Origin of the sequence: Vibrio sp. V08_P9A1T1, from assembly GCF_963874405.1 — a bacterium.
Classification (GTDB): Bacteria; Pseudomonadota; Gammaproteobacteria; order Enterobacterales; family Vibrionaceae; genus Vibrio; species Vibrio anguillarum.
Genome location: NZ_CAWNIB010000002.1, coordinates 1 through 13,223 on the forward strand (window position 1 = coordinate 1; position 13,223 = coordinate 13,223).

The 13,223-nt window shown below is 43.5% G+C and carries 13 protein-coding genes; 3 read left to right on the top strand and 10 right to left on the bottom strand.

Annotation, left to right across the window (positions count from 1 at the left end; translation table 11 throughout):
• A partial coding sequence (locus tag AACT21_RS00070; RefSeq protein ID WP_176430215.1) for a 6-pyruvoyl trahydropterin synthase family protein occupies positions 1–122 on the bottom strand: 122 nt, incomplete at its 3' end.
• 305 nt (positions 123–427) lie between these two features.
• On the opposite strand from AACT21_RS00070, the gene AACT21_RS00075 reads away from it, so the two are divergent.
• The 3 genes from AACT21_RS00075 (at position 428) to AACT21_RS00085 (ending at position 4,160) form a co-directional block, all read left to right on the top strand.
• Complete coding sequence (locus tag AACT21_RS00075; RefSeq protein ID WP_017048608.1) at positions 428–2,059, top strand: methyl-accepting chemotaxis protein; 1,632 nt, start codon at positions 428–430, stop codon at positions 2,057–2,059.
• A 154-nt stretch (positions 2,060–2,213) separates the two neighbouring features.
• Entirely contained in the window at positions 2,214–3,614 is a 1,401-nt protein-coding gene (gene asnS / locus AACT21_RS00080) for an asparagine--tRNA ligase (protein ID WP_026028293.1), read from the top strand.
• 246 nt (positions 3,615–3,860) lie between these two features.
• Positions 3,861–4,160 (top strand): hypothetical protein, encoded by a 300-nt coding sequence (locus AACT21_RS00085; protein WP_017043621.1) that lies wholly within the window; start codon positions 3,861–3,863, stop codon positions 4,158–4,160.
• A gap of 65 nt (positions 4,161–4,225) precedes the next feature.
• On the opposite strand, the gene AACT21_RS00090 is transcribed toward AACT21_RS00085, so the two are convergent.
• Genes AACT21_RS00090 through AACT21_RS00130 form a run of 9 tightly spaced genes read right to left on the bottom strand, consistent with a single transcriptional unit; the run spans position 4,226 to position 13,040 of the window.
• Complete coding sequence (locus AACT21_RS00090; RefSeq protein ID WP_047689130.1) at positions 4,226–5,299, bottom strand: protein-glutamate methylesterase/protein-glutamine glutaminase; 1,074 nt, start codon at positions 5,297–5,299, stop codon at positions 4,226–4,228.
• Between the two features lie 34 nt (positions 5,300–5,333).
• The gene (locus tag AACT21_RS00095) at positions 5,334–5,852 is read right to left on the bottom strand and encodes a chemotaxis protein CheD (protein ID WP_017044771.1); all 519 of its coding nucleotides are present in this window, start codon (positions 5,850–5,852) and stop codon (positions 5,334–5,336) included.
• Positions 5,852–6,730, bottom strand: coding sequence for a CheR family methyltransferase (locus AACT21_RS00100; protein WP_094164229.1), 879 nt, complete (start codon positions 6,728–6,730; stop codon positions 5,852–5,854). Before AACT21_RS00100 ends, AACT21_RS00095 begins: the two co-directional genes overlap by 1 nt.
• Entirely contained in the window at positions 6,714–7,262 is a 549-nt protein-coding gene (locus AACT21_RS00105) for a chemotaxis protein CheW (protein WP_228209078.1), read from the bottom strand. The genes AACT21_RS00100 and AACT21_RS00105 overlap by 17 nt, the downstream gene beginning before the upstream one ends.
• A gap of 15 nt (positions 7,263–7,277) precedes the next feature.
• Positions 7,278–8,897, bottom strand: coding sequence for a methyl-accepting chemotaxis protein (locus AACT21_RS00110; protein WP_094164230.1), 1,620 nt, complete (start codon positions 8,895–8,897; stop codon positions 7,278–7,280).
• 35 nt (positions 8,898–8,932) lie between these two features.
• Positions 8,933–11,128, bottom strand: a complete 2,196-nt coding sequence (locus AACT21_RS00115) for a chemotaxis protein CheA (protein ID WP_094134084.1) — start codon at positions 11,126–11,128, stop codon at positions 8,933–8,935.
• A gap of 17 nt (positions 11,129–11,145) precedes the next feature.
• Positions 11,146–11,457 carry an STAS domain-containing protein gene (locus AACT21_RS00120; RefSeq protein WP_013856760.1) on the bottom strand — a complete coding sequence of 104 codons (312 nt, stop codon included), beginning with the start codon at positions 11,455–11,457 and terminating at the stop codon, positions 11,146–11,148.
• Positions 11,458–11,466: 9 nt separating this feature from the next.
• Complete coding sequence (locus AACT21_RS00125; protein ID WP_013856759.1) at positions 11,467–11,850, bottom strand: response regulator; 384 nt, start codon at positions 11,848–11,850, stop codon at positions 11,467–11,469.
• Between the two features lie 17 nt (positions 11,851–11,867).
• Complete coding sequence (locus tag AACT21_RS00130) at positions 11,868–13,040, bottom strand: methyl-accepting chemotaxis protein (protein WP_013856758.1); 1,173 nt, start codon at positions 13,038–13,040, stop codon at positions 11,868–11,870.
• Positions 13,041–13,223 lie beyond the last annotated feature (183 nt).

Sequence of the window (13,223 nt, forward strand, 5' to 3'; positions counted from 1 at the left end):
TCTACATACAGACGAACTAAAAAAGAGTGCCCATGTAAACGGCCGCACTTATGCCCTGCAGGTACATGAGGTAAACGATGCGCGGCTTCAAACATAAACTCTTTGTATAATTCTGTTTTCATCTTGGTTCTCAAGCTTTTAAAAGAGAGGCAATACTAAGGAATATAGACTCACGAAACAAGTTTCTAAGCAGCTTTGTTTGCATTGTAAGACAGATAAAACCGTACAATTTTTCACAGTGATACAACGGCAAATCCCACGCCTTTGAGTGATATTTTAAGCATTAATAGGGAATCATGACGTGCCACATCACATTTGTTAAACCTATAGTATGTATAGGGTCACACTCCAAAGACTACAACTTTTGCACTAGTGCATATTAACGCTATATTTACACTGTCACCCTCTCAATAATAATAAAATTATCATGAACTCAACAATTACGTCTAAATTGCTACTTACGCTCATCACCGTTTTTGCTTTTGTATTAACGGTATCAACCAGCTATCAATATATACAACAACGTGACCTGCTCAATTCGGTGTTGAGCGAGCAGTTACACGATAAAGCGAGTAACTACTTTGATAGCCTCAATATGATGATGTTGACTGGTACCATGGCTCAGAAAGAGACCTTACGCCAAAAGGCACTCGCGCAAGATGGTATTGAACAGGTGCGAGTATTACGTTCAGAGGCGGTCAGTAAACTTTATGGTCCTGGAAAAGAAAATCAACAGCCAATGGACGAGATAGATAAACGCGCACTGGCCGGGGAAACCGTCATTGAACCATTCAATGCTTCCTGGGGGAAAGGATTAGTCGTCGCCTTACCGATGAAATCAAGCCTAGATTACCGAGGCACAAACTGCGTATCTTGTCATATGGCGGAAGAAGGAACCGTTTTAGGAGCTATTCGTCTTGAATATAACCTGAGCCATGTAAACCAAATGATCAGTACTCACACTGTCATTGCCGTTATTATTATGGCTTCCATTGCCTTTATCGGATTTATGATCACGCTTTTTTTGATCCGCAAGATGATTGTTCGCCCTATCCAGCATACGTCACGATTCATGTGTGAAATCAGTAAGAGCAAAGATTTATCAAAACGACTTATCAGCACCAAAAAAGATGAACTCGGACAACTCGCGGTCTCCATCAACTCTTTAATGGATACGGTTTCGGACAGTTTGGCAAAAGTGCAAGAGACCTCTCATTCGCTTGCCGATTCAGCAAACCAGCTAACAGACGTAGCACAAACAACCAACCAAGCGGCAAAAAATCAGCAGCGTGAAACCTCTGACGTCCAGCTCAATATTGAAGAGATGCAATCTCAACAACAGACGGTTAATCAAGCTACCGTTGATGCATCAAAGCTTATCAAACATACCGCTAATGTCGCTCAACAAAGTGCACAGCAAGCACATACAGCTAGCGCAGATATCAAAGGTTTGGTAAGCGATATCGAGTCCGTGAAAGATAAAATTTCTGAACTTAATAATCAGACAGGGCTGGTTTCCTCCATTCTTGAAACGATTAAAAGTATCGCCGAACAAACTAATTTGCTGGCTTTAAACGCGGCGATTGAAGCAGCACGAGCGGGTGAACAAGGGAGAGGCTTTGCGGTCGTGGCCGATGAAGTGCGAAAACTCGCCTCACGAACGGCAGAAGCGACTGGAAACATTGAGAAAATCATAGCTCAATTCCAACGTGACAGTGAAACATCGCTCGCCTCAGTTGATTTGGTCTGCTCACATGCGCATCAACGTTCAAATGAAGTCGAAGTTTTATCTTCCGCAATGAGTAATGCCGTACAAGAGATGCAGCAGGTGCTTGATCATGCAAACAATATTCAAGATCAAACACGAACGACCACACAAGTCAGCCAAGAAATTCAAGGGAAGATCGAAGTCATTACTCGACATGCTGATGATACGTCTCAATCGGCAACGCAAACCCGAGAAATCAGCGTCAATTTAAAACAGCTATCGCAGCGCTTAGAAACATTGATGAATCAATTTACGCTTTCTGCTAAGAATTCGGCCACGAATCGACAATAAAGGTTGATGCGAACGAATTGACAGGTAATATGTGCCATTGAATTAAAAAGTAATAAGCAACCCAATGTTTCGCTTGTTTTTTGTCCACTTTATAGAGTGAGAATACCTTTGAACATTGGGTTGAATTTTTACCTCAATGGAGACTATATCAAACATGACTTACGCGCCTGTAACAGACGTATTGAGCGGTAAGCTAGCCGTTGACAGTGAAGTGACTGTCCGAGGCTGGATTCGTTCTCGTCGTGATTCCAAAGCTGGAATCTCTTTTCTTGCCATTTATGACGGCTCTTGTTTCGACCCGATTCAGGCCGTGGTCCCTAATAATCTGAATAATTACAATGACGAAGTGCTAAAGCTCACTACTGGCTGCTCTGTCGAAGTAACAGGTAAGATTGTTGAGTCCCCTGCTTCTGGTCAAGCATTTGAACTTGCAGCAACTGAGGTGAAGGTTGTTGGCTGGGTTGAAGATGCTGAAACCTACCCAATGGCAAAAACTCGCCATTCAATTGAATATCTTCGTGAAGTGGCGCATCTTCGCCCACGTACCAACGTGATTGGCGCAGTGGCTCGTGTACGCAACTCCCTTTCTCAAGCCATCCACCGCTTTTACCACGAGCAAGGTTATTTCTGGATGTCAGCGCCGCTGATTACCGCTTCTGATGCAGAAGGTGCGGGTGAGATGTTCCGTGTTTCAACGCTGGATTTCGCTAACCTTCCTCGTACTGAGCAAGGCAATGTCGATTTCAATGAAGACTTCTTCGGCAAAGAGACATTTCTTACAGTTTCAGGACAGTTAAATGCCGAAGCGTATGCTTGTGCATTAAGCAAAGTGTACACTTTTGGCCCAACGTTCCGTGCTGAAAATTCAAACACGAGCCGCCACCTTGCAGAATTTTGGATGGTAGAGCCAGAAGTCGCGTTTGCTGATCTAAACGATGTCGCGAAACTGGCTGAAGATATGCTGAAGTATGTCTTCAAAGCCGTTCTTGAAGAACGTCGTGATGACCTTGAGTTTTTTGCTTCGCGTATCGACAAAGAGGCAATTACTCGCCTTGAGCAGTTCGTTAATTCAGATTTTGCGCAAGTAGACTATACCGATGCTGTGAAGATCCTAATCGATTCAGGCCGTAAGTTTGAATTTGATGTTGAATGGGGCATTGATCTTTCTTCTGAACACGAACGCTTCCTTGCTGAAGAGCACTTCAAAGCGCCTGTGATCGTCAAGAACTACCCTAAAGACATTAAAGCATTTTACATGCGTCTAAACGACGATGGTAAAACTGTCGCTGCAATGGATGTTCTTGCCCCAGGTATTGGTGAAATCATCGGTGGCTCTCAACGTGAAGAACGTTTAGATGTTCTTGATGCGCGTATGATTGAAATGGGCATAGATCCTGAACACATGAGTTGGTATCGCGACTTACGTCGCTACGGTACTGTACCGCACGCGGGTTTCGGCCTTGGCTTTGAGCGCTTAGTATCCTACGTGACTGGTATGGGCAACGTGCGTGATGTAATTCCTTTTCCACGTACACCACGCTCTGCAAACTTCTAAAAATCAAACACGATTTTTGTAAAAACCACCGACGTTAAACCCGGTGGTTTTTTTATTTCCCCAGCAATCAGTGTTCACTCTCAATAACAATAGAATGAATTTCAAATAAACATGAGATCAAAATCACCTCAATTTCATCTTCCTTTGTTACATTTAGTTCAATTACATGATCATGTTCACTCTATTGTGCTATGCAACCGAGTTACATTAACCACGTATTCAGATCGATCCATGGCGAGAACTTATATGAAAAAAAATGATGTAGATAATTTGCAGTACAATGGTGAAACAAACGGTGTTCATGGCTGGATGACTCCTTCTGGTCAACCTTACTACTGGCATCCTGATTGGCTTCATATCGCAGAAGATGCTACTGGCTTAAAGCCTAAACAAGCGTTAGATGTGGCAGAAAATGAGCAAGCAACAAAAAAACATGCCGTGTCGGCTATTTTGAAGCATATCAATCAATGGGCTTCAGAAAAGCTCGCCGAACATCCTGAAATAGAAACCGAAGCCATCGAATCTCAAATTGGCTTAAAAAAGTAGCTGCTACGACTTGTTGGGATCACCTCAACAAGTCGGTTTCAACTAAAAATAAATGAAGATCTAATCTACAAGTGCCTCGATGAAGCTCGTTGCAATATTTCCTGCGCTATTTGATTGAGTGGTAGCACCGAACAAGCACCACCACGTTCGATTGCCTCTTTGGGCATACCAAAAACGATACAGCTTGCTTCATCTTGTGCAACTGTATAGGCACCGCTCTCTTTCAACTCATGCAAACCTCGTGCGCCATCATCTCCCATTCCCGTCAAAATAAAACCGACAGCGTTAGGGCCTACATGTTTTGCCGCTGAGCGAAAAAGTACATCGACTGATGGTTTATGCCTGTTAACTGCGGGGCCATCTTTGATTTCGACTTGATAATGTGCACCACTTCGATTCAGTTGCATGTGACGGCCACCTGGAGCGATCAATGCCAACCCCGGAAGAACTCGGTCGCCATTCTTTGCTTCCCTGACCTCTATTTGACAAAGCCCATTGAGCCGGTCAGCAAACATCGCGGTAAATTTTTCGGGCATATGTTGCACGATAACAATCCCCGGAGAGACTGCAGGCAATGCTGTTAAGATCGCTTCTAAAGCTTGTGTCCCACCTGTAGATGTGCCGATCACGACCACTTTTTGTGTGGTTTTCAATGTTAATGTCGAGTAATTCGGATTCGGCATTGTTTGCTGTACTTTCTTTAGTACATGAGGTTTGGGTTTAACAATATTTTCTAGCTTTGCTTGTGCAGCGGCGCGCACCGCACTTAACATTTCCTGCCGACTTTCTTGTAGAAAATCTTTCAACCCTGCTTTGGGTTTAGTGATAATCGTCAACGCACCCGCTTGCAATGCTTGCATAGTCACTTCCGCGCCACGTTCCGTCAGTGTAGAACAAATGATGACTGGCGTCGGATGCTCCGCCATCAGTTGCTTAAGAAACGTAATACCATCCATACGAGGCATTTCTACATCTAAAATAATCACATCTGGCCATTGAACAGCCATTTTTTTTTGAGCGAATATGGGATCAGAAGCAGGAGTAAGCACTTCAATATCAGGTTCATTACTCAACAAAGCGCTGATCACTTGCCGAACAACCGCGGAGTCATCCACGATTAATACTTTTATTTTTTTCATGTAATGCCTCTATAAGTCGACACTCAATGGCTGATTAATAAGCTACCTCTCTTGCAGAAGATCGCCCATATTGAACCCAAACATCACCATTTTGGACATCAAAAAATACTTTACGATAACGCTTTCCACCCACATCATTGCGGCTTACTTGAAAACCGTGCTCTTTCAGTAACTGCATACCCAGTCGCACATTTTGTTGTGCAACATTTATCGAAGCGACTTTGCTGTAGTGACCTGCAAACATCGTGCTACCTCCAAATACTTTAACAACACATTCCTTAGGATTGATTTGATGTCGTCGGCACTGAAGGGAAAAATACGCCACAACATCGCTAGCATAATAGCCTTCAGGTTGTTTGGCCTCTTCACCTAGGGCGGATCGCTGGCTCAACAGATAATGGCACATACCCACTAACTGCGTTTTTGGATGCCATAACGTAATGGCAACGCACGAACCCAGCAGCGTATGAATCCAACCTCTGTGATGACCAAAAAATATCTCACCAGGCATCAAGTTCAGAGCCTCTGTTTTAGATAAAAATTCGTTCGCCATTAATCACAAATCCCTCGTTTTTGATAGATAGACGGCTGCAGTAATTGCAAGTCATCGCAGTTGAGTCCGTTTAATGTTTCTGAGTGGCCTATTAATAAAATACCGCCATTTTTTAATCGGTTCGTAACGTTACTGATGACTCTTTGTTTGGTATTTTGATCAAAATAAATCATCACATTGCGTAAAAAAATAAGATCAAAGTGACCAAGTTCATCCAACTGATTTTGTAAGTTCGCTAATCCGAATTTCACTTTTTTCCTTAATGAATTAACGATTTTCAATGTGTCATGCTTGGTATCAATGCCTTTTCGGCAATACGTTTTGAGATAGGCTTTCGGTATATGTTCATGGCGTAGCATCGGATAAATACCTTGTGATGCAATTTGCAACACTTGACTATTGATATCGGTACCAACTATTTGCCATTCTCCTTGGTAACGGCTGTCTAATAACATTGCCAGAGAATAAGCCTCTTCACCTGTCGAGCTTGCTGCGCTCCAGCAACGGATCTGTTTTTTCCCCCATACAGTGAAGAGATGGTGCTGGATATAAGCAAAATGGGCCTCTTCTCTGAAAAAGTACGTTTCATTGGTGGTCAGCAAATTGATGGCTCGTTGCTGTTCAAGTTTACGTACTTGCTGATCGCTAAATTTCGTCAAATACTCAAAATAGTCCCGATATGAACTTATACCGAGCTCTCTTAAGCGCCCGCTTAAACGCCCAACCACCAACGCTTTCTTACTGGGTGTTAGTGCGATACCTGCAGATTGATATATCCAGCCACGATACAACTCAAAGTCTGCATCACTGATGATGGACATTTGCTCCATGGCTGAATTCCCAAGTTGCTGAGATTTGTGCTTAACTTGCAAGTTCATTCTGCTCTTTGACCTGTTCCATCATGGCCAACTCTTCAACAGATAGGACTTTATCCTCCGCTAAAATAATGACAAACTCTTCATCGAATTGAGCCATACCACAAATAAATTCGGTCCGGATCTTGGTACCAAAATTAGGGGCAGGCCTCATAAACTTACTTGATATTTCAATGACTTCAGAAACACTGTCAACCATAACACCTAGGTCTTGACGCTGTTCTTCATTCGTCACTTCGATAATGACAACACAAGTCTTTTTATTCACTTCTTGCGGTTTAAGATAAAAACGCCGAGCTAGGTTGACGACAGGTACCACTTCACCACGCAAGTTAATAATGCCTTGAATGTAGTCAGGCATCATTGGCACCTGAGTTACTTTGCCATACTCTAATATTTCCTTAACATGCAAAATCGCAAAGGCGTACATTTCACCATTGAGCTGAAATGTTAAGTACTGTTGATCTTGTGCTAATTCTGTATTGGACTTAGCCAATATCATCGAGTTAGCCTCAACCGGGATAAGATTAGCCACATTCACCTCCAGCCACTAAAAGCGCACATACTCAGGTTCATCGTCCATAGAGACAAACTCAACATCCTTTTTCTGTTTAGGACGTTGTTGCTCGTGGTGAACTGAAGATTTATTTGCTGCTTCACGGCGATTATTTTCTGTTTTGAAGAAGGTCATTAGTTGCTGGAGCTGCTGTGCTTGGCTACTCATCTCTTCAGAGGTCGACGCAAGCTCTTCTGATGCGGAAGCACTTTGTTGCGTGATACTGTTGAGCTGTTCCATCGCTTGGTTAATTTGTGTTGCTCCGGTCGCTTGTTCCATTGAAGCTGCGTTGATCTCTTGTACTAAATCGGATGTTCTTTGAATAGAAGGCACCATTTCATCCAGTAGTTTTCCGGCTTGTTCCGCTAAACCAACGCTATTTTTAGCGACCTCACCAATTTCTTGAGAAGCAACCTGACTGCGCTCTGCCAATTTTCGGACTTCGGCAGCCACCACTGCAAAACCTTTACCATGCTCGCCAGCTCTAGCAGCTTCGATTGCGGCGTTGAGCGCAAGTAAGTTAGTTTGATAAGCGATATCATCAATAATACCAATTTTCTCAGCTATCGATTTCATCGCTAACACGGTTTTAGCTACCGCTTCTCCACCTTCTTTCGCTTCTTTAGCCGCTTTACCTGCCATGCTATCAGTCACTTTCGCATTTTCAGTGTTTTGCGCGATTGAGGCTGACATCTGCTCTACCGACGAGGTAGTCTGTTCAACACTGGCCGCTTGTTCGCTCGCACCTTGACTTAAGTTCTGAGCGGTAGCTGAAACTTCTTCGGATGCCGAAGCCAATGCATTACTTGAGCTATTCACTTCACCTACGATGTCTGACAACTTGGCCACCATTTTTTGCATGGCTTCAAGCAAGCGACCCAATTCATCGCCTGACGTCGCTTCAATTTTACCTGTTAAATCACCCACAGCGAGTCGGTTAGCCAGCGACACTGCTTGCTCTAAAGGATTACAGATCCCACGGATCAAGGTAACCGCAAATCCAATACCAAACAGTAGCCCCAATATAATTGATCCAATGGCTATCATTTGTAGGTTGTCATAAAGCTCAACCTCATGGTTATAAACATTCTGCGCTTCATTAGATTGCAGCTGAATTAATGCATTTACTGTTTTTTCAACGGGTGCATAGAGTGGGCGTACTTTATCAACCGCAAGGCGAGTCGCTTCATCAATATCCAAACGTCGCAAAGCATCAATGGTGGGCTGTAGAGCTTGCTCAACAAAGGCTTTATTTTGTTCTTCAAATTGTGTTGCTAATTCAGCCTCCTCCTTGGTTAATTTAGTTAACTTGTATTTGCCCCATTTGTCATCAATCACTTTGAGGTGGTTCTCAACCGTCTCAATCTGAGCACGAATAATATCCGCTTCTGGGTACAGTTGTGAGAAAGCCAGCGCTATACGATTGCTCAGAAGACGAGATTTAATGTCACCGATAGACAGTGCTGGTACGGTTCGGTCATAGTAGACCGTTTCTAGCCCATGCAGTGTTTTTTGCATGCCATAAAGCCCGAGTGATCCGACTACAATGAGTAACAAACTTAAGATGCCAACTAGCATACTTAGTTTGAATTTAACTGAAATATTTTTAAACATAGCCTATTCCTTTCTGACGATGTAATTGAGCCAAGTTAGTGCATTGCCAATAAGCGATGCTTCGACTCTTCCTTCATAATATGTTGCGATAAACTGGCGATATCTAAGATAAGAGCAATATCCCCGCTGCCCAAAATAGTCGAACCGCTGATTCCTTTAACCCGTGAAAAAATCGGCCCAAGTGGCTTAATTACGGTTTGTAATTCCCCCAACAAATTATCCACGATCAAACCAGCACTTTGCCCCGCACTACTGACCACCACCACATTTTGGCGTTTTGAGCGACGCGCAGTGAGGTTAAATTGCACTCTTAAATCAATTAAAGGCAGCACTTGTCCCCTGAGATTAATATAAGGTTTGCCTTGCCCATCTTTGAGCCACTGGTCATCAAGTTCGACGCATTCTTGAACGGCATCCAATGGCACAACGAAGGTTTCGCTACTCACTTCAATTAGGAAACCATCAATGATCGCGAGTGTGAGCGGCAATACAATCCGGATAGTTGTTCCTCGATTAAGTAGGCTGTGAATCTCTACTCGACCTCGCAAATCAGTAATATTTCGCTTCACTACGTCCATACCGACACCACGTCCTGAAATATTGGAAACCTGCTGGGCCGTTGAAAAGCCGGGCTCAAAAATGAGCTGAAAAATCTCGTCATCGCTCACGAGTTGGTTTTCATCAAGTAGCCCTTTTTCAATCGCTTTTGCGCGCAATTTTTCGCTGTTGAGCCCTTTTCCGTCATCGCTCACATCGATCACTATATTGCCTGAGTCATGGTAAGCATTGAGCGTGATGGTGCCGTGAGAAGGTTTACCATTTGCGACACGCTCTTCCTCTGTTTCAATGCCGTGGTCAATCGCATTGCGCACTAAATGCATTAAAGGATCGCCAATTTTTTCAATCACTGATTTATCTAATTCGGTATCCGCACCGGTAATCGTAAGATGGATACTTTTGTTTAGCTCCTTCGCCATATCACGAACAACGCGTTGAAAACGGGCAAATGTCGCACCGATAGCCACCATTCTAAGCTGCAGTGCCGCGTCTCTGACTTCTTCGAGAAGGCCATTGAGCCGTGCAACAGATTCAATCATTACATTTTCGCCAATTAGCTCCGCCTGTAATGCACTGCCGGCACCTGCGGTGACCAATTCCCCGACTAAATTAATTAAGGTATCTAACTTTTCAGCATCCACTCGCAAGCTTTTTTGCTCTTTGGTTAGCGCCTCTCGAGCTTTACTTTGTTTATCGACCGCCGCATTGAGTACGGGTGCTAATTGAGCATCAGCCTGAGTGATAATTTCGCCTATGGGTATCGCGTCCGAACTCGCTTCTCGCCGCTCACTTTGTTGCTGCAATGCACGCTTCAATTCAGTCTCAGTGAGCGCGCCACAACGAACTAATATTTCGCCAATTCTATAATTTTCATCGGGCATTGATTGAATGTGATCAATGAAGTCACCCACTTTGGCACTGGGTGGAAAGATGCGAACGTCACCTTCTTCACGAATGAATTCAAACACGTCTTCGATTTGTTGTTTAGATGCCGGCGAATAGAAACGCAGTTCAAAACCCAAATAACAACATTCCGGATCAAAGTTGTGCCAATCAGGTAATTTTCGGTCGACCGCCTCGATATAAATAACCTCTCCCAGCGTAGTTAAATAAGAAAGAAAAGAGAGCGGATCCATACCATCTTGGAATGCATGAAGCGGGAAAGTTAAAGAGATATGCCAGCAGAAATTGTCGAGTGCGGTGTGATCAGGTTCAGATTCCGTGGTTGGTGAATGACTTTCTGGTTCAGATTGACCTAAAAACTCAGACAATCGGGCTCCTAAGCGCTGTCCGGTAACGTCATCTTCTGATGACTCTTGCCCCGTTTGAGCATCATCAATCAAGCTCACCATGTGATCGCGGCACTCAAGCAACAAGGAAATATGCTTTTCATGCAACTTAAGTTGTTCTGAGCGCAATAAATCAAGCAAGCTTTCTACTTTATGAGTAAAACGAACGATCTCATTTAAGTTAAATATCCCTGCTGAGCCTTTTACAGTATGCGCTGCTCGGAAAATTGCGTTTAATCGCTCATTTAAGCCATCAAGATTCCCGCTATCCAGTTCAAGAAGGTCAGATTCCATCCCTTCAAGCAACTCCCTACTCTCATTAAAATAAGTTTGGAGCGCCGCAGCCATCATTTCGTCCATAGTATCTCCCTGGGGCTTCGTCATTAGCTTGTCACTTTGTCTTATTGTGAACTCGAAAGAACGATAGGGTCATGAAACCATCCCACTAGCCCCAGTTTACCCAGCACATCCACCACGACTTCACTGTGATGAATCAGTTCACATCCCTGTTCTATTCTTGCTTTTTTAAATGCCATTAATACTTGTACGCAACTGCTGTCCAGAGCAGTGACTTGGGAAAGTTCAATGGCGATCTTCTCGCTATGAGACACAAAAGGGGTCAGCTGCTCAAACAAATTTCGAGCCTCATAAATCGTCAGTTCACCGTCAAGTTTTAACATTAATTGCTCATCGGTTTGGTGTGGAGTCAGCATAATCCCCCCTTAGGCTTGGATCAGTTTTGCTACGGCGGCAAGCATCTGTTCAGGTGCAAAGGGTTTTACAACCCAAGCTTTCGCACCCGCAGCACGACCCTGTTCTTTCTTCGATGCCTCAGATTCAGTTGTGAGCATAATCACCGGCGTAAATTTTGTGTCTGGCCTTTGCTTCAGCTCTTTAAGTAAGGTAATGCCATCCATATTCGGCATATTTACGTCGCTGATGACCAAATGAACACGATTCCCGGCCAATTTGGATAATGCATCTTTACCATCATGAGCTTCGATCGTCTGATAGCCTGCTCCTTTTAAGGTCATACTCACAACCTGCCGAATTGAAGCCGAATCATCTACAACAAGTACCGTTTTGTTCATCACAGAGTTCCTCATTTATTCATTTACGGTTCTCAAAAGAAAGTAATGTCCGTGCTAGTCACCTTGCTTTTCACCTCAGTAACCTTGCCTTTGTGGCTTTCATGTTGTTCTATCATGGTGTAGTTCTTGGTCATTTTTTCCAGCCATTTTTGCGGGGATAATTCGCCCGCGATCGCATGATTGCTGTCTTGTTTGAGCAGCTCTAATGAGTCACTGAGTTCTTTGAGATTGGTGCTGATTTGCTCTAATATTTGGCTTACTCGGTCTTGAAATTGCAATTTCACAATCACACTACTGATTGTTTCCTTCACCGAAAATGCATCTTCTTTTAACCGCTCAGACTGTTGCTGTAAGGTTTGTGCCATATCTTGGAAGTGGTTAATGACATAATCGATACGCTGCTCGGTTTGTTCCATTTGTTCACTCTCAGCCGCAATAGCCATTTCAGCCGTCTTAAATGTAGTATTAATCGCATCACTGACAACGTTCACTTTCTCCGTCATGCTGCTAGCGATCTCCCTTGAACGCTGTGAAAGGTTACGCACTTCATCGGCCACCACTGCAAAACCTCGACCTGCCTCTCCTGCTCTGGCTGACTCAATGGCAGCATTAAGTGCTAATAAGTTGGTTTTTTCAGCAATGCCCACCACATCGGTTGCCATTTTTTTTAAATCGACTGTGTATTGATCAAGGCTGCGCATTTCATCAAGCATATGCTCTCTTGTCTTTTGGCTTTCTCTAAGCTCATCAACCGCTTTAGAAAGCATGGCTCGACAACGCTCAATTTCGCTCATTAAATTGCGCTCATCTTTTAAGGTTGAACCTTGCGAGAAGGAGAGTGCTTGTGAAAGCTGCGTGACAAGATCACCAAATTGCTGGCTCAGTTGAGTAACAGAATCGGTAAGTTGCACATTGGCTAAATCAATATGACGAGACCACACTGGCAGAGATTGAGCAAAGAGAGGCTCTAAAGAATGATATCCATCCAGTTGGATCTCTTGTGTTTGAGAAAGGTGTTCAATCGTCTTTTTTTGAGCTTTGACTTGGGAAATGAAGGATTCGTAATTCCAAATTGCATAGCTAACACTAGCAAAAGTAACAAATAATAGAGCCCAAACACCAAAATGTGTTGGCTGTGGCATAAGAGCAACTATCGACAATAGCACTAAGGGCACGTAAACACGTACCAGCCTAATGAGGAGCATGATTTATTATCCTTTAGCCATAAAACACTGACGAAAGCTATGACGTTATGTAAGAAGTTGTTATGCAACGCCTAGAGCTCATAACTAAAGATAGGAAAGCTTGGAGGAATCTGCAATGTAGTCGGTAGATGTAATTTTACTTTTGTTGTGTTAGGTAATTTTAAACAGTCCACTCTTATCAGG